Below are 16481 nucleotides of genomic sequence, written 5' to 3'. Positions count from 1 at the left end.
CCTCAGTGCTCGGCGGCCGGGTCGGCGACCGTGGTGGATGGTGCGGCGGCCCCGACCGTCGGATTCGGGGCGTCGAGGGTGGTGACGACGACCGCGTCGCGGTCGACCTGGTCGGGGCGGGGGRGGGCGGTGCCGGGCAGGGCGGCGGCGGCCGTGCCGTAGGCCACCGCGAGCTGCAGGGCCCGCGGGGGGCTGTCCCCGGCCACCTGCGCGAGCAGGTAGCCGGCGAGTGCGGAGTCGCCCGCGCCCACGGTGCTGCGGGGGGTGATCCGCGGGGCCCGCGCGAACCAGGCGCCCTCGCCGGTGACCAGGACGGCGCCCGCGGAGCCGAGGGTGGCCAGCACCGCGCCGACTCCCCGCTCCAGCAGGGCCCGCGCGGCCCGGACGGTCAGGCTCGGGTCGCCGGCGTCGGCGGCCGCCTCGAGCGCACCGGCGTCGTAGGCGGTCAGCTGGGCCAGCTCCTCGGAGTTCGGCTTCACCAGGTCCGGTGCGGTGCCGGGGAAGCCCGCGGCCAGTGCGCGCAGCGGGACGTCGGAGGTGTCCACCGCGACCGCGCAGGGCAGCGCCCGCAGGGTCCGCACCAGGTGGCCGTACCAGTCGTCCGGGGCCCCCGGCGGGAGCGAACCGCACAGCGCGACCCACCGGGCGTCGCCGGCGTGCTCGGCGAGCAGGCGGGTGAGCGCGTCGAGTTGGCCGGTGTCGAGGGGGTGCCCCGGTTCGTTGAGCTTGGTGGTGGTGCCGTCCGGCTCGGTGACGGTCAGGTTGCCCCGGACCGGTCCCGCGGTGGGCACCAGGTGGTGCGCGATGCCCCGGTCGGTGAGCGCGGCGACCAGCGGGTCCTCGGCGCGGGCGGGCAGGATCGCGACGGCCGGGCAGTGCGCCGCCGCGACCACGCGGGCGACGTTGACGCCCTTGCCGCCGGGATCGGTGCTGGTGGCGACGGCGCGGTGCACCGCGCCGCGCTCGAGCCGGGTGGCCAGTTCGACGGTGCTGTCGAGGCTGGGGTTGGCGGTGAGGGTGACGATCATGCGAGGACCACCTCGATGCCGCGGGCCTCGAGTTCGGTGCGGGCACCGGGATCGAGGTCGGTGTCGGTCACCAGCACGTCCACGGCGTCGACGGCGGCGAAGCTCACGAGGTCCTCCCGGCCGACCTTGCTCGCGTCGGCGACCACCACCACCAGGTTGGCGCAGCGGACCAGGGCGCGTTTGACGGCGGCCTCGTCGAGGTCCGGGGTGGACAGCCCGTGGTCGAGGGTGAGGGCGTTGGTCCCGACGAAGGCGACGTCCACGCGCAGGCCGGCGAGGGTCGCGACGGCCTGGTCACCGACCACCGCCTGGGTGACGCCGCGGACCCGGCCGCCGAGCACCTGCAGGCTGTGCTGGCCCGCGCACCGGGCGGCGACCGGGATCGAGTTGGTGACCACGGTCAGCTCGCGCTCGGCGGGGAGCAGCGGCGCGATCCGGGCCGTGGTGGTGCCGGCGTCCAGCACGATGCTGCCGCCCTGGCGCGGCAGGTAGGCCAGCGCCGCCGCGGCGATCCGGTCCTTGGCCTGGGCGTGGCTGTGCTCGCGCTCGGTCAGGCCCGTCTCGCCGAGCGTGATCGCGGTGGCCGACACGGCGCCGCCGTGCACCCGGCGGATCAGGCCGAGCCGGTCGAGGGCCGCGAGGTCGCGGCGGACCGTCTCGGTGGTCACCTCGTAGGCCTCCGCGAGGTCGGCGACCGAGACGCGACCGCGCTGGCCGATCAGCCCCGCGATCGCCTGCTGTCGCTCTTCCGCGTACATGTGGCCTCCTGCCCGAAGTAATGTTGGTTTATGTTGTTTTACGCCTGGATGTGTTGACATGTCAATGCGTTGGGGTAATCCTCATCACAGTGCTTGTGTCGAGTGACGTGGGAGTCGTAATGGGAACGAGCCGAGGAGTGAGCATGACCGGGTCGGAGCGAGGAAGCGCTGCGCCGCAGGTGGACGGCGGTGCGGACGTGCTGGCCGGCACGCCGGTGGTGCCCGGGGTCGGTTACGGCCCGGTGATCCGGCCCGGCGGGCGGCCCGCGATCCCGGACCGCGGCGCCGACCTGCCCGAGGCCGACCGCCCGGCGGAGAAGCGGCGGTTCCTCGCGGCGGCGGAGACGGTGTCCGCGCGACTGCTGGCCCGGGCGGACGCCGCCGCGGGCGCGGGTGCGGAGGTGCTGCGGGCCACGGCCGCGCTGGCCACCGACCGCGGCTGGCTCGGCGCCGCCGGGTCGCTCGTCGACGCCGGCGCGGGCGCGGAGTCCGCGGCGGCCGCCGCCACCGAGCAGTTCGCGGCCGTCTTCACCAAGCTGGGCGGGCTGATGGCCGAACGGGTGACCGACCTGCTCGACGTGCGGGACCGGGTGGTCGCCGAACTGCTCGGCGCCCCCGAACCGGGCATCCCGGCCCCGGCGGTGCCGTCGGTGCTGCTGGCCCGGGACCTGGCCCCGGCGGACACCGCCGTCCTGGACCCGGCCCTGGTCCTGGGCATCGCGACCACCCTCGGCGGCCCCACCAGCCACACCGCGATCATCGCCCGGCAGCTCGGCATCGCCTGCGTGGTCGGGGTCGCCGGCCTCGACGGAGTCGGCGTCGGCGCCCCGGTCCTGGTGGACGGCGCCGCCGGGCGGGTGGAGGTCGAGCCCGACCCCGAGCGTGCCGCCGCCGCGGTCACCCTCGCCGCGCAGGTCCGCCGCCGCACCGAGTCCTGGACCGGCCCGGGGCGCACCCGCGACGGCCACCCGGTGGCGGTGCTGGCCAACGTGCAGGACGGCGCGGGTGCCCGCGCGGCCGCGTCGTCGGCGGCCGAGGGCGTCGGCCTGTTCCGCACGGAACTGGCGTTCCTGGACCGCGACACCGAGCCGACCGTCGAGGAGCAGGCGGCGATCTACCGCGAGGTGTTCGACGCCTTCGCCGGTCGCAAGGTCGTGGTGCGCACCCTCGACGCCGGCTCGGACAAGCCGCTCAAGTTCGCCGGTCCCACCGACGAACCCAACCCGGCGCTCGGTGTGCGCGGCTACCGGATCGCGGCGGAGCATCCCGAGATGCTTGCGCGGCAGCTGGACGCGATCGCCGCGGCGGCGCGCGAGTCGACCGCGTCGGTGCTGGTGATGGCCCCGATGATCGCGACCGTGGCCGAGGCGGCGGAGTTCGCCGCGGCCGCCCGGGCCCGGGACCTGGTGCCCGGGGTGATGGTGGAGGTGCCGGCGGCGGCGCTGCTCGCCGACCGGATGCTCGAGCACGTCGACTTCCTCTCGCTCGGCACCAACGACCTGACCCAGTACACGATGGCGGCGGACCGGCTGTCCGCGTCGTTGGCCGCGCTGAGCGACCCGTGGCAGCCTGCCGTGCTGGCGCTGGTGGCCCGGACCGCCGCCGACGGCGCGCGGGCCGGGAAGCCGGTCGGCGTGTGCGGCGAGGCGGCCGCCGACCCGCTGCTCGCCTGCGTGCTGGCCGGGTTCGGGGTCACCTCGCTGTCGATGGCCGCCACCGCGGTCGCGGCCACCGGTTCGGCCCTGTCCGGCGCGGACCTCGCGCAGTGCCGCCGCGCGGCGGAGGCGGCGCTCGGCGGCGCCGACCCGCAGTCCGCCCGGGCGCGCGCGGCGCAGATCCTGCAGGGGTAGCCGAGTCGGGGGAGATGGCCCAGGATGAGGTGATGGACCCGGTCGAGGCGCTGCGGGAGATCGCGTACTGGCTCGAACGCGGGCGGGCCGAGACGCACCGGGTCAAGGCCTACCGCCGGGCCGCGGACATCGTGGCCGCGCTGTCGGTCGAGCAGCGAGAACGGTTGGGCCGCACCGAGACCTGGACCGCGCTGAGCGGGATCGGGCCGAAGACCGCCGCCGTGATCGCGGAGGCGTACGCGGGCCGGGTGCCGCGATACCTGACCGAGGTCAAGGAGAAGGCCGGGCAGATCGGGGCCGGCGGCCGGGAGCTGCTGGCCGCCCTGCGCGGCGACCTGCACACCCATTCCGACTGGTCGGACGGCGGCAGCCCCATCGAGGAGATGATGCGCCGTGCGGCGCTGATCGGGCACGAGTACTGCGCGCTCACCGACCACTCGCCCCGGCTGACCGTCGCCAACGGGCTGTCCGCCGACCGGCTGCGTCGCCAGCTCGAGGTGATCGCCGAACTCAACGCCGAGCTGGCGCCCTTCCGCATCCTCACCGGCATCGAGGTCGACATCCTCGACGACGGCACTCTCGACCAGGACGAGCACCTGCTCGCCGAGCTGGACGTGGTGGTCGCCAGCGTCCACTCGAAGCTGTCGATGGAGCACGACGCGATGACCCGTCGGATGGTCCGCGCCGTCGCCAGCCCGCACGTGGACGTGCTCGGACACTGCACCGGCCGGCTCGTCGAGGGCGCCCGTGGCACCAGGCCGGAGTCGAAGTTCAACGCGGAGGTGGTGTTCGAGGCCTGCCGGCGGTTCGGCACCGCGGTGGAGATCAACAGCCGGCCCGAGCGCCGCGACCCGCCGGCCCGGCTGATCGCGACGGCGCTCGAACGCGGCTGCCTGTTCGCCGTCGACACCGACGCGCACGCGCCCGGCCAGCTCGACTTCCAGGGCTACGGGTGCGAACGGGCCCAGGCGAGCGCGGTGCCCGCCGACCGGGTGGTCAACACCTGGCCGGCGGACGAGCTGCTGGCCTGGACCGCGGACCGCACCGTCAGTCGGTGACGGCGGCAGTGCCCGCGAGCTCGCGCGCGGCGGCCTTGGCGCCGAAGTAGTCCCCGCCCTTGCGCCGGACGTCGTCGCTGCCCCAGTCGCGGGTCCGCGGCACCGGTGCCATCCGCGGAATGTGCTTGCGGCAGTGGATGTACGCCTCCTCCACGTCGACCACCACCCACCGTTCCGGGGTGCGTCCGGCGGCGTGGACGTCCGGCAGGCCGGGGTGGGCGGCGCGCATCGCGTCGTCCTCGACGATGCGGGCGGAGCCGTTGACGTGCAGGCCGATCAGGTCCTCGACGAAGTCGACCATCAGGATCCCGATGTGCGGGTTCTCCCGGATGTTCCCCAGGCTGGCCATCACGCCGTTGCCGCGGTACTCGGGGTAGGCCAGGGTCTGGGCGTCGAGCACGTGCAGGAAGCCGGGCTCGCCGGCGCGCAGGGACGAGTCGCACTCGCCGCGGGAGTCCGAGGTGGCGATGAAGGCCATCTCCTGCCGGCTGGTGAACTCGATCATTGTCGGGTTCAGGTGGTCGAGGACCTGGTCGGAGTAGAACCGCTCGGCACGCTCGACCGTGCCGTGCTCGCGCTGCAGTTCACGTTCGCCGACACTCCCCGAAGTGTCACCAGATGTCATGGGGCTCCTAGTCGGTGGGGCCGGGCCCGCCGGTGGGCGGAACGTCGGCGTAACCGTAGCCCGGTCCCGCCGCCAGGCGCAGCACATCGTCGGCGGGGCGCCGCGGCCGACCGGACCCGGCCACGCGGCCTAGAATTTGCCCGTGACGAAGCAAGCGGACGACACGGCACGCGGCCCGGCCGGATTCGGGTGGCAGCTGCACGGCGACGGCAAGAACATCACCGTCGGCGAGGTGGTGGCCCCCCACGAGCGGCTGACCTGGCCGCGCACGGTGGGCATCGGCATGCAGCACGTGATCGCGATGTTCGGCGCCACGCTGCTGGTCCCGACGATCACCGGCTTCCCGGTCACCACGACGCTGCTGTTCTCCGGCATCGGCACGGCGCTGTTCCTGCTGATCACCCGGGGCCGGGTGCCGAGCTACCTGGGGTCGTCGTTCGCGTTCATCGCGCCGCTGACCGCCTCCGCCGGGTACGGCCAGGCCGCGCAGCTCGGCGCGGTGTTGTCCGTGGGCCTGGTGCTGATGGCCGTGGGCCTGGTGGTCAAACTCGCGGGCCCCCGCGTCCTGGACGCGGTGATGCCGCCGGTGGTCACCGGCGCCGTGGTGGCCCTGATCGGCCTGAACCTCGCGCCCGCCGCCGTCGGCTCGTTCGAGGCGCAGCCGTTGATCGCCGTCGTCACACTGCTGGCCATCCTGGTGGTCACCGCGGTCGGACCGGGCCTGCTGGGCCGGCTCGGCATCCTCGTCGGCGTGGTGGTCGGGTGGGTGTTCGCCTGGGTCACCGGCGGTCTCGCGGACGAGCGCGTCGACGCGCTGCGGGAGGCCGCCTGGATCGGGGTGCCACACCTGCGCGGGCCGTCGTTCGACTGGTCGGTCATCGCGCTGGCGCTGCCCGTCGTGATCGTGCTGATCGCCGAGAACGTCGGCCACGTCAAGGCGGTGGCAGCGATGGCCGGCCGCAACCTCGACGACATGGCCGGCAACGCGTTGATCGCCGACGGGCTCGCGACCACCCTCGCCGGTGCCGGCGGTGGCTCCGGCACCACCACCTACGCGGAGAACATCGGCGTGATGGCGGCAACGCGCGTCTACTCGACGGCCGCCTACTGGGTGGCCGCCGTGACCGCTGTGGTGCTGGCGTTCTCGCCGAAGTTCGGCGCACTGGTGTTCACCGTGCCGGACGGCGTGATCGGCGGCGCGACCCTGGTGCTGTACGGCCTGATCGGTATTCTCGGCGTGCGGATCTGGATGGAGGCCAAGGTGGACTTCACCGACCCGGTGAACCTGACCGTGGTCGCGGCCGCGCTGGTGGCCGGCATCGGTGACCTCACCCTGCACCTCGGTTCCGTCGAACTCGGCGGCATCGCCTGGGGTTCGGTGGGCATCCTGGTCGGCTACCCGCTGATGCGTTGGCTGGCCAGGATGCGGCGGTAGGACGGGCGCGGCGGGGCCGGCCGCAAGGTTGGTCACGTTTCCCGATCGTTCGGGTCATCGACCGGTTCGCGGGGGCGGGCCTACCCTGGCAGCCAGGTAAGCCCGATCACACAGGAGCCTTGATGGAACGCACGCTTTTCGAGCCTGAGCACGAACTCTTCCGCGAGTCCTACCAGAAGTTCCTCGCGCAGGAAGTCGCTCCCCACCACGACCGGTGGGAGGAGCAGAACATCGTCGACCGTGAGGTCTGGAAGAAGGCGGGGGAGCAGGGCTTCCTCGGCATGGCGGTGCCCGAGGAGTACGGCGGCGGCGGAGTCGAGGACTTCCGCTACAACGCGATCATCACCGAGGAGACCACCCGCGGCGGCTTCAGCGGCGTCGGCTTCATGCTCCACAACGACGTCGTGGCGCCGTACCTGGTCAAGCTCGCGAACGAGGAGCAGAAGCGGCGCTGGCTGCCCGGCTTCTGCTCCGGCGAGATCATCACCGCGATCGCGATGACCGAGCCCGGCACCGGCAGCGACCTGCAGAACATCAAGACCCGCGCCGTCCGCGACGGCGACGACTGGGTGCTCAACGGCTCCAAGACCTTCATCACCAACGGCATCAACGCCGACCTGGTGGTCGTGGTGGCCTGCACCGACCCCGACAAGGGCGCGCAGGGCTTCTCGTTGCTCGTCGTCGAGCGCGGCCTGGCGGGCTTCGAGCGGGGCCGCAACCTCGACAAGATCGGCCTCAAGGCGCAGGACACCGCCGAGCTGAGTTTCACCGACGTCCGGGTGCCGGCCGCGAACCTCCTCGGCGAGGAGGGCATGGGCTTCATCTACCTGATGCAGAACCTGCCGCAGGAGCGGCTGTCGATCGCCGTCGTGGCGGCAGCCGCGATGGAGTCCTGCCTGGACATGACGATCCAGTACTGCCGCGACCGCAAGGCCTTCGGCAAGTCGATCGGCAGCTTCCAGAACACCCGGTTCGTGCTCGCCGAGCTCGCCACCGAGACCACCGCGGTCCGGATCATGGTGGACAAGTTCATCGAGCAGCTCAACGCCGGGAAGCTGACCGTCCAGGAGGCCGCGATGGCCAAGTGGTGGACCACCGAGGCGCAGGTCAAGCTGATCGACCGCTGCCTGCAGTTGCACGGCGGCTACGGCTACATGCGGGAGTACCCGATCGCCAAGGCGTACATGGACTCCCGGGTACAGACCATCTACGGCGGCACGACCGAGATCATGAAGGAGATCATCGGGCGGGGCCTGAACCTGTAGGGCGACACCGACTCCCGACCTCACCCGCCGGCCTTGCCCGGCGGGCGAGAGCCGTCGAGGGTGGGAAGCAGCGCCAGGGCCGCGACGGACGATCCGTCGCGGCCCTGGCGTCTGTTCGGCCGGGACCCGGGCGTACCCGCGTCCGTGACCGAGGTCAGAGCTTGCGGATCACCGTGACGACCTTGCCGAGGATCGCGGCGTCGTTGCCGGGGATGGGTTCGAACAGCGGGTTGTGCGGCATCAGCCACACCTCGCCCTTGGTCCGCTTGAACGTCTTGACGGTGGCCTCGCCGTCCAGCATCGCCGCGACGATGTCGCCGTTGTCGGCGACGCTCTGCTGCCGCACCACCACCCAGTCCCCGTCGCAGATGGCGGCGTCGCGCATCGACTCGCCGACCACCTTGAGCAGGAACAGCGAACCCTGGCCGACCAGCTCACGCGGCAGCGGGAACACGTCCTCGATGGCCTCCTCCGCGAGGATCGGCCCACCGGCGGCGATCCGGCCCAGGACCGGGACGAAGGTCGGCTTCGGCATGACGGCCTCGGCGCCCTCGCCGCCCTGCGCGGCGTTCTCGAAGCCGGCCTCGGTGTCGGAGGCGGCGACGCCGTCGTCCAGACCGCGCACGTCGACCGCCCGCGGGCGGTTCGGGTCGCGCCGCAGGTAACCCTTCTTCTCCAGGGTGCGCAGCTGGTGCGCCACCGAGGAGGTGGAGGTGAGGCCGACGGCGTCGCCGATCTCGCGGATGCTCGGCGGGTACCCGCGTTCGCTGACGGATGCCCGGATCACCTCGAGGACCCGGCGCTGTCGGTCGGTGAGCCCCGCCGTGCGGCCGGCGCCGGCGACCGCCGAGCCGTCGTTGGAGCTTTTTTGCTTCATGGGTGGGCCTCCTGAGTAGCCGGGTCGGGTGCGTGCTGGTGGATCTCGACTGCTGGTGGTGCTGGACTGCTGGCCGAACTGGATTGCGCTGTGGTGCTTGGTGGTCGGCGTGGCCGGCCGTTGTCGACTTGCGTGTCGTCTGGATCGAATCTAGCCCGTTTTCCTGCGGTTTCCAAACATTTGTTCGACATGTTTGCTGTCAATTCGCGACATTGCCGACGCGTCGTGGTAGAAATCGAACAAGCGTTCTCTCGAACGCCTGATCGATAACTTCGGTCGAGCCCGATCGGCCTACCTGGCGGAGGTTCTGATGAGCGTGACGGTGGACAGCAGCGCGGCGTTTCCCGAGCGGTACACGGTTCCCGGGCAGGGAATGCCTCGGGGACGCCGGGTCGTTCGGCCGTCGGGCCGCGTCGGGGTGGAGCGCGGCAGCCGGCGATCGGACTCGCGGCAGCGGCCCGCAGGCTTCGTGAGCTACGAACGCGCTCGGGTGCCGCGGTCGCGGGCGCCGCACGGTCGGGCGCGCACGCAGGCCGAGTTCCCGACGATGCTGGCCGGGCTGCTGTGTTCGGCGCTGGTGGCGTTGGGCCTGTTCGGACTCGCTCAGTTGCGGTCGAACCCGACGGTGCCCGGCGCGACGGCGGTGGTGCAGGTGCGCGGCGGGGAGTCGCTGGGGCAGCTGGCGGCCCGGGTGGCGCCGCAGGCCCGGGTCGATCAGGTGGTGGAGAGCATCGTGGAGCTGAACGCGCTCGAGGGGTCGGGAGTGCACGCCGGGCAGTCGCTGGTGGTGCCGGTCTCGTCCGAGGGCTGAGTCGAACGTGGGCGCTGAGACGGGCATCTGCACGCCGGAGTGGCACTCGGCGGTATCCTCGAACCCTGTTGGCCCTACCACATCCAGTGGGAGTATCGGGCTTCTCGGCTCAGACGAAGGATTCGCCATGCACTGCCCGTTCTGCCGACATCCCGATTCGCGCGTCGTCGACTCGCGGGAGGCCGACGAGGGTCAGGCCATCCGTCGGCGCCGCTCCTGTCCTGAGTGTGGCCGCCGTTTCACCACCGTCGAGACCGCGGTGTTGTCGGTGGTCAAGCGCAGCGGGGTCACCGAACCGTTCAGCCGCGAGAAGGTCGTTCGCGGTGTCCGCCGGGCCTGCCAGGGCCGGGCGGTGGACGACGACGCCCTCTACAAGCTCGCCCAGAAGGTCGAGGAGGCCATTCGCGCAGGCGGGTCCGCCGAGGTGCCGAGCAACGAGGTGGGCCTGGCGATCCTGGGGCCGCTGCGCGACCTCGACGAGGTGGCCTACCTCCGATTCGCCTCTGTCTACCGGTCGTTCACCTCGGTGGAGGACTTCGAGCGCGAGATCAAGGACCTGCAGGCGCACCGCGACAACGTCGGCGGCGGGTAACGCCGCGCCCGGGTGCGGAGGGCTGTTCGGCCGTCGGCGCCCCGGCCGCGGCGCTACTTGGTGATCGAGGCGATCGTCTTGCGAATGCGCTTGTCGGACACCGGCTGCGGGGTTCCGAGGGACTGCGCAAACAGGCTCACCCGCAGCTCCTCGATCATCCAGCGGACCGCCTCGACGTCCGGGTCGAACTGCCGGCGCGGGTCGAGCCGCGTCAGCATCCTGGCGTAGTCGTCGTAGACGGCGTCCAGCACCGCGAGGGCCTGCCGGTCCCGGGTCGCGGAGCCGGGCAGTGCCTCGAGCCGCTTGATCGCGCCGTCCAGGTACCTCGGCAGCTCGCGCAGTCGCACGGCGCCGGTGTCCGCGACGAAACCCGGGTACACCAACGACTCCAGTTGCTCGCGGACGTCGTCGGCGGCCTCGCCCGAGGCGCGGTCGAGCAGCAGCCGCAGCCGGTGGGCCCGGTCGAGCACGGGTACCACCAGACGCACCAACGCGGCCACCTGCCGCGGCAGCTCGGGGCGCACCGCCGCCTCGAGCTTCTGATAGCCCTCCGGGGTGCGGGACGGACCGCCGTGCGCGTCCATCAGCGCGTCCACCGCGCAGGCGCGGCAGTCCTCCACCAGGGCCTCCACGCTCCCGTGCGGGTTCTGCCCCAGCGCGAGCCGGTCCCGGGTGCCGAGCCCGCCGACTGCGGACTTCGTCGGCGTCGGGATCGCCCGCAGCAGCAGCGCCCGGGTGCCGTCCCGCATGGCCCGGCGCTGCTCGGCCGGCGTCGCGAACACCCGCACCGCGACGCCGCGGGCCTCCGGGGCCAGCGCCGGGTACCCGACGACCTTCTGCCCGCCGAGGGTGCGCGAGACCGATTCCGGCAGTGACCCCAGCGTCTCCGACGTCCACACCGTGGCCGCGGGCCGCTCGGTCGTCGCGGTCGCCCGTGAGACCTCCTTCGCCACCCGGGGGGCGAGCTGTTCACGCAACTGGCTCAGGCTCTTGCTGCGTCCGAGCACCTTGCCGCCGGGGTCCACCGCGGCGAAGGTCATCCGCAGGTGGTCCGGCACCGCGGTCAGGTCGAAGTCGGTGGGCGCGATGGGGGTTCCGGCCATCCGCGAGAGTTCCCGCGCGATCGCGACGGTCAGCGGCTCGGCGCGGGCCTTGACCGCGGACAGCGCTGCCCGGGCGTAGTCCGGCGCCGGAACGACGGTGCGCCGCAGCGCCTTCGGCAGCGACTTGATCAGTGCGGTGACCAGTTCCTCGCGCATGCCGGGGACCAGCCACTCGAACCCGACGTCCCGCAGCTGCGCCAGCAGGGCCACCGGGATGCGGGCGGTGACGCCGTCGTCCTCGGTGCCCGGCTCGAACTGGTAGGTCAGCGGGAACGAGATGTCGCCCTGGCGCCAGGTGTTCGGGTAGTCGCCGCCGAGCACCCCGGCCGCGTCGGCGTTGACCACGGTCTTGGCGGTGAACGTCAGCAGGTCCGGCTCGGCGCGGCGGGCCTGCTTCCACCAGGTGTCGAAGTGCTTGGCGGACACCGCCTCAGGGCCGACGCGCTCGTCGTAGAACTCGAACAGCGTCTCGTCGTCGACCAGGATGTCGCGCCGGCGGGCCCGGGTCTCCATCTCCTCGACGTCGTCGAGCAGGGCGCGGTTCTGGTGGAAGAACTTGTGCTGGGTCTGCCACTCGCCCTGCACCAGCGCGTGCCGGATGAACAGCTCCCGCGAGGCCTCCGGGTCGATGGTGGCGTAGCCGACGGCGCGCTTGGCGACCAGCGGGATGCCGTAGAGCGTGACCCGCTCGTAGGCCATCGCGGCGGCCCGCTTGGTGGACCAGTGCGGCTCCGAGTAGGTGCGCTTGACCAGGTGCGGGGCCAGCTTCTCGGCCCACTCCGGTTCGATGCCCGCGGCCATCCGGCCCCACAGCCGGGTGGTCTCCACCAGCTCGGCGGCCATCACCCAGCGCGGCGGCTTCTTGAACAGCGACGACCCGGGGAACACCGCGAACCGGGCGCCGCGGGCGCCGAGGAAGTCCCGCTTCTCGCCCTCGCGCAGGCCGATGTGCGAGAGCAGCCCGGACAGCAGCGCCTGGTGCACCGAGGCCTCGCTCGCGGGCTGGTCGTTGCCGGTCCAGCCGAGGCCCCTGGTGATCTGGGAGAGCTGGCCGTGCAGGTCCTGCCACTCCCGGATCCGCAGCCAGTGCAGGAACTCGCTCTTGCACATCTTGCGGAACTGGTTGGAGGAGAGCTCCCGGCGCTGCTCGCGGAGGTAGTCCCAGAGCTTGAGGTAGGCGAGGAAGTCCGAGCCGGCGACGTTGAACCGGGCGTGCTTCTCGTCGGCGGCCTGCTGGTGTTCGGCGGGCCGCTCGCGCACGTCCTGAATCGACAGTGCGGCGACGATGACCAGGGTCTCGCGCAGGCAGCCCGTGTTGTGGGCCTGCGCGAGCATCCGGGCCATCCGCGGGTCGACCGGCAGCTGGGCCAGCTCCCGCCCGACGGGGGTGAGCTCGGCGACCGCGTCCTTGCCGGCCGGCTTGATCGCGCCGAGCTCCTCGAGCAGAGCGATGCCGTCCCGGATGGCCCGCGGGTCCGGCGCCTCCACGAACGGGAACGCGGCGATGTCGCCGAGACCGAGGGCGGTCATCTGCAGGACCACCGACGCCAGGTTGGTGCGCAGGATCTCGGGTTCGGTGAACTCGGGCCGGGACTCGAAGTCCTCCTCGGAGTACAGCCGGATGCAGATGCCGTCGGCGACGCGGCCGCAGCGGCCCGCGCGCTGGCGGGCGGAGGCCTGCGAGATCTCCTCGATAGGCAGTCGCTGGACCTTGGTGCGCACGGAGTAGCGGGAGATGCGGGCCGTGCCAGGGTCCACCACGTAGCGGATGCCGGGCACCGTCAGCGACGTCTCCGCGACGTTCGTCGAGAGCACCACCCGGCGGCCGGTGTGCCGCTCGAAGACCCGGTGCTGCTCGGCCGCGGACAGCCGGGCGTACAGCGGCAGGATCTCGGTGCCGCGCAGCTTGCGCTCGCGCAGCGCCTCGGCGGTGTCGCGGATCTCGCGTTCGCCGGACAGGAACACCAGGATGTCGCCGTCGCCCTCGGCCATCAGTTCCTCGACCGCCTCGCCGACGGCGTCGACCGGGTCGCGGTCGATGGTCTGCTCGCCCACGTCGACGCTCAGCGGGCGGTAGCGCATCTCCACGGGGAAGGTGCGGCCGGACACCTCGACGATCGGCGCAGGGACGCCGTTCACCGTGAAGTGCTCGGCGAACCGTTCCGGGTCGATGGTGGCGGAGGTGATGATCACCTTCAGGTCGGGCCGCCGCGGCAACAGTTCGCGGAGGTAGCCGAGGATGAAGTCGATGTTGAGGCTGCGCTCGTGGGCCTCGTCGATGATCAGGGTGTCGTAGCGGCGCAGCAGGCGGTCGCGCTGGATCTCCGCGAGCAGGATGCCGTCGGTCATCAGCTTGACCAGGGTGCCGTCGGAGACCTGGTCGGTGAACCGGACGGTGTAGCCGACGGCCTCGCCGAGCGGGGTGTCGAGTTCCTCGGCGATCCGCTCGGCGACGGTGCGGGCGGCGAGCCGGCGCGGCTGGGTGTGCCCGATCAGCCCGCGCACCCCGCGGCCCAGGTCCAGGCAGATCTTCGGGATCTGGGTGGTCTTGCCGGAGCCGGTCTCGCCGGCCACGATCACCACCTGGTGGGCCTCGATGGCCGCGGCGATGTCGTCGCGCCGGGCGCTGACCGGCAGGCCCTCGGGGTAGCTGGTCTTCGGCACGCCCGCCCGGCGGGAGGCGACCCGGGCCTGGGCCTGGTTCACCTCGCGGGCGAGGGCGGCGAGGGCCTCCGGGGTGCGGGCGCGGTCGAGCTTGCGGCGGAGCCGGTGCTCGTCGCGGAGGGTGAGGTCGGGGAGGAGCCTCTTGAGCTCGCGGCGGTCGAGGCCGGGCTGTGCGGCGGGCGGGGTGCCGGGCGGGGTCGTGGACTCTGTGTTCGACATGCTCGTGCCAGCGTATCGAACGCGGTCGGCGGGTTGCGCAGGCCGGAACCGGTGCGCGTCGGTCCGGCTACGCGGCGGGCCGGCGTGCGAGCATTCGCGGGTGACTGCTGCCACCATCACCGACACGACGGTGTACCCCCACACGAGCCCGATCGTCCGCGTGGTGCGCCTGGTGTTCGCCGCGGTCGGCGTCGTCGCGCTCGCCTGGATCCCGCTCCGCAACATCGACAGCGACGTCTTCTCCGTCGTCAACTACTTCAGCTACTTCACGATCATGAGCAACGTGCTCGCGGTGGTGGTGCTGGCGGTCGGGGCGGTGGCCGACCCGCAGTCGCGCGGCTGGCAGCTCTTTCGCGGCGCCACCACGGTGTACATGGTCATCACCGGGATCATCTATGCCGTCCTGCTGGCCAACGTCGACGTCATGCTCCAGGACGCGTGGATCAACAGCCTGCTGCACCGGATCCTGCCGCTGGTGATCCTGCTCGACTGGCTGCTCGCGCCGCCGCGGATGCGGATCGCCGACCGGGCCAGCGTCGTCTTCGTGGCGTTCCCGCTGGTCTACGGCATCTACACGCTGATCCGAGGGCCGATCGTGGACTGGTACCCCTACCCGTTCATCGACCCCCGCACCCAGGGCTACCTGCAGATGGCGATCGGGCTGGTCGTCCTGCTGCTGGCGATGCTGCTGATGTCGCTGGCGGTCAACGCGGCCGGGCGGATGGCGAGCGGGTGGCGATACGGTAGTTCGGCGCGCCGGTCTGCGGCGCAGCAGAGCGAGAGCGGCGAGAGCGAGGTCGAACAGTGAGTTCGAAGACATCGGCGGGTGCCCTGTGGCACGGGTTCGCGGACATGGGCGCGGTGCGGCAGGACGGCGCCTTCGTCGTCAGTCGCGGTGAGGGGGCGTACATCTGGGACGACGAGGGCACCCGGTACCTCGACGCGACGGCCGGCCTGTGGTTCACCAACGTCGGGCACGGTCGCAAGGAGATCGCCGACGCCGTCGCCGCCCAGCTCTCGACGATCGCGCACTACTCGAACTTCGGCGACTTCGTCCCCGAGACGACGGCGGCGCTGGCCGAGCGGCTCGCGGCGATCGCGCCGGTGCCCGGGAGCAAGATCTTCTTCACCTCCGGCGGGTCCGACTCGGTGGACACCGCGGCCAAGCTGGCGCGACGCTACTGGCACGAGATGGGCAAGCCCGGCAAGCGGATCGTGGTCGGCCGCCAGAAGGCGTACCACGGCATGCACGTCGCCGGCACCGCGCTGGCCGGCATCCCGGTCAACCGGGAGGGCTACGGCGAGCTGATGGCCGACGCGCGCACCGTGGCGTGGGACGACGCGAAGTCGCTGCTCGAACTGATCGAGCGGGAGGGCGCCGACTCGATCGCCGCGTTCTTCTGCGAGCCGATCATCGGCGCCGGCGGGATCTACCTGCCGCCCGAGGGGTACCTGCGCGAGGTCCGCGCGATCTGCCGCGACCACGACATCCTGTTCGTCGTCGACGAGGTCGTCACCGGGTTCGGCCGCATCGGCGGATCCTGGTTCGCCTCCACCCGTTTCGACCTGCAGCCGGACATGGTGACCACCGCCAAGGGACTGACCTCCGGGTACGTCCCGATGGGCGCGGTGTTCATCGCGCCGAACGTCGCGGAGCCGTTCTTCGCGGGCGGGGTGTGGTGGCGGCACGGCTACACCTACGGCGGGCACGCCGGTGCGGCCGCCGCGGCGATGGCCAACCTGGACATCATCGAGCGGGAGAACCTGCTCGACGACGCCGCCCGGCTCGAGCGCACGCTGCACGAGCAGTTCGCGCCGCTGGCCGAGCACCCGCGGGTGCAGGAGGTGCGCAGCGGGGTGGGCGCGGTCGCGGCCGTGCAGCTCGCCGACCCGGCCGAGGCGCTGCCGTTCGTGAAGGCGCTGCGCAAGTTCGGCATCTCCGGCCGGGCGGCCGGCGTCGGGGCCATGCAGTTCTCGCCGTCGTTCGTGATGACCGACGAGCAGGTCGCCGAGATGGCGGCGGGCGTCCTCGCGGCGTTGGGCTAGGTGTACTGCCCAGGGACGTTGGTCAAACGACTGAAGGGAACGTTCCTGCCGATGGCGGAGTGTTGCCGGTGGTGATTGTAGGTGTGCAACCACGCCGGCAACGCTGTCCGTCGGGCCTGTTCTGACTTGTAGTGCCGGGCGAACGCCCAC

General features: G+C 72.2%; 13 protein-coding genes and 1 pseudogene. 8 read left to right on the top strand and 6 right to left on the bottom strand.

Annotated features, from left to right (window positions below):
* Nucleotides 1–2 precede the first annotated feature (2 nt).
* A complete protein-coding gene (locus AC1DWC_RS22260) occupies nt 3–1028 on the bottom strand; it encodes a 1-phosphofructokinase family hexose kinase (RefSeq protein ID WP_477911550.1) in 1026 nt (341 codons plus the stop codon).
* Complete coding sequence (locus AC1DWC_RS22255; protein WP_477911548.1) at nt 1025–1786, bottom strand: DeoR/GlpR family DNA-binding transcription regulator; 762 nt, start codon at nt 1784–1786, stop codon at nt 1025–1027. The genes AC1DWC_RS22260 and AC1DWC_RS22255 overlap by 4 nt, the downstream gene beginning before the upstream one ends.
* 143 nt (nt 1787–1929) lie before the next feature.
* Between AC1DWC_RS22255 and AC1DWC_RS22250 the strand changes: the two genes are divergently transcribed.
* Together AC1DWC_RS22250 and AC1DWC_RS22245 are read left to right on the top strand one after the other, a co-directional pair.
* A complete protein-coding gene (locus tag AC1DWC_RS22250; protein WP_477911546.1) occupies nt 1930–3636 on the top strand; it encodes a phosphoenolpyruvate--protein phosphotransferase in 1707 nt (568 codons plus the stop codon).
* 32 nt (nt 3637–3668) lie between these two features.
* Nucleotides 3669–4694, top strand: coding sequence for a PHP domain-containing protein (locus AC1DWC_RS22245; RefSeq protein WP_477911568.1), 1026 nt, complete (start codon nt 3669–3671; stop codon nt 4692–4694).
* On the opposite strand, the gene AC1DWC_RS22240 is transcribed toward AC1DWC_RS22245, so the two are convergent.
* Nucleotides 4684–5319: a pyridoxamine 5'-phosphate oxidase family protein gene (locus AC1DWC_RS22240; RefSeq protein WP_477911544.1), complete on the bottom strand. Its 636-nt coding sequence runs from the start codon at nt 5317–5319 to the stop codon at nt 4684–4686. The two genes, AC1DWC_RS22245 and AC1DWC_RS22240, sit on opposite strands and share 11 nt — an antisense overlap.
* A 142-nt stretch (nt 5320–5461) precedes the next feature.
* Between AC1DWC_RS22240 and AC1DWC_RS22235 the strand changes: the two genes are divergently transcribed.
* Both AC1DWC_RS22235 and AC1DWC_RS22230 read left to right on the top strand, forming a co-directional pair.
* Nucleotides 5462–6754, top strand: coding sequence for a uracil-xanthine permease family protein (locus AC1DWC_RS22235; protein ID WP_477911542.1), 1293 nt, complete (start codon nt 5462–5464; stop codon nt 6752–6754).
* A gap of 122 nt (nt 6755–6876) precedes the next feature.
* Nucleotides 6877–8019 (top strand): acyl-CoA dehydrogenase family protein, encoded by a 1143-nt coding sequence (locus tag AC1DWC_RS22230; RefSeq protein WP_477911540.1) that lies wholly within the window; start codon nt 6877–6879, stop codon nt 8017–8019.
* 154 nt (nt 8020–8173) lie between these two features.
* On the opposite strand, the gene lexA is transcribed toward AC1DWC_RS22230, so the two are convergent.
* Nucleotides 8174–8896, bottom strand: a complete 723-nt coding sequence (gene lexA / locus AC1DWC_RS22225; RefSeq protein WP_072844050.1) for a transcriptional repressor LexA — start codon at nt 8894–8896, stop codon at nt 8174–8176.
* A 310-nt stretch (nt 8897–9206) separates the two neighbouring features.
* On the opposite strand from lexA, the gene AC1DWC_RS22220 reads away from it, so the two are divergent.
* Both AC1DWC_RS22220 and nrdR read left to right on the top strand, forming a co-directional pair.
* The gene (locus tag AC1DWC_RS22220; RefSeq protein WP_477911538.1) at nt 9207–9707 is read left to right on the top strand and encodes a LysM peptidoglycan-binding domain-containing protein; all 501 of its coding nucleotides are present in this window, start codon (nt 9207–9209) and stop codon (nt 9705–9707) included.
* 127 nt (nt 9708–9834) lie between these two features.
* Complete coding sequence (gene nrdR / locus AC1DWC_RS22215) at nt 9835–10299, top strand: transcriptional regulator NrdR (protein WP_477840981.1); 465 nt, start codon at nt 9835–9837, stop codon at nt 10297–10299.
* A gap of 53 nt (nt 10300–10352) precedes the next feature.
* On the opposite strand, the gene hrpA is transcribed toward nrdR, so the two are convergent.
* Nucleotides 10353–14285: an ATP-dependent RNA helicase HrpA gene (gene hrpA / locus AC1DWC_RS22210; RefSeq protein ID WP_477911536.1), complete on the bottom strand. Its 3933-nt coding sequence runs from the start codon at nt 14283–14285 to the stop codon at nt 10353–10355.
* Between the two features lie 100 nt (nt 14286–14385).
* Between hrpA and AC1DWC_RS22205 the strand changes: the two genes are divergently transcribed.
* Nucleotides 14386–15093, top strand: a complete 708-nt coding sequence (locus tag AC1DWC_RS22205; protein ID WP_477911534.1) for a Pr6Pr family membrane protein — start codon at nt 14386–14388, stop codon at nt 15091–15093.
* Nucleotides 15094–15137: 44 nt separating this feature from the next.
* A complete protein-coding gene (locus tag AC1DWC_RS22200; RefSeq protein WP_477911566.1) occupies nt 15138–16331 on the top strand; it encodes an aminotransferase family protein in 1194 nt (397 codons plus the stop codon).
* On the opposite strand, the pseudogene AC1DWC_RS22195 reads toward AC1DWC_RS22200, so the two are convergent.
* Nucleotides 16328–16481 (bottom strand): annotated as a pseudogene (locus tag AC1DWC_RS22195) (IS481 family transposase); the annotation flags it as partial. The gene AC1DWC_RS22200 and the pseudogene AC1DWC_RS22195 sit on opposite strands and share 4 nt — an antisense overlap.

It is taken from the genome of Rhodococcus sp. P4_C10 (genome assembly GCF_056402135.1).
The sequence above is the reverse complement of the archived record's forward strand: the minus strand, read 5'-3'. Positions and strand labels throughout refer to the sequence as shown.

Excerpts from the sequence above, each read along its gene's own strand:
- AC1DWC_RS22245 (WP_477911568.1), top strand. The coding sequence starts at position 3,669 with ATGGACCCGGTCGAGGCGCTGCGGGAGATCGCGTACTGGCTCGAACGC.
- nrdR (WP_477840981.1), top strand. The coding sequence starts at position 9,835 with ATGCACTGCCCGTTCTGCCGACATCCCGATTCGCGCGTCGTCGACTCG.
- lexA (WP_072844050.1), bottom strand. The coding sequence starts at position 8,896 with ATGAAGCAAAAAAGCTCCAACGACGGCTCGGCGGTCGCCGGCGCCGGC.
- AC1DWC_RS22200 (WP_477911566.1), top strand. The coding sequence starts at position 15,138 with ATGGGCGCGGTGCGGCAGGACGGCGCCTTCGTCGTCAGTCGCGGTGAG.
- AC1DWC_RS22255 (WP_477911548.1), bottom strand. The coding sequence starts at position 1,786 with ATGTACGCGGAAGAGCGACAGCAGGCGATCGCGGGGCTGATCGGCCAG.
- hrpA (WP_477911536.1), bottom strand. The coding sequence starts at position 14,285 with ATGTCGAACACAGAGTCCACGACCCCGCCCGGCACCCCGCCCGCCGCA.
- AC1DWC_RS22230 (WP_477911540.1), top strand. The coding sequence starts at position 6,877 with ATGGAACGCACGCTTTTCGAGCCTGAGCACGAACTCTTCCGCGAGTCC.
- AC1DWC_RS22240 (WP_477911544.1), bottom strand. The coding sequence starts at position 5,319 with ATGACATCTGGTGACACTTCGGGGAGTGTCGGCGAACGTGAACTGCAG.
- AC1DWC_RS22220 (WP_477911538.1), top strand. The coding sequence starts at position 9,207 with ATGAGCGTGACGGTGGACAGCAGCGCGGCGTTTCCCGAGCGGTACACG.
- AC1DWC_RS22250 (WP_477911546.1), top strand. The coding sequence starts at position 1,930 with ATGACCGGGTCGGAGCGAGGAAGCGCTGCGCCGCAGGTGGACGGCGGT.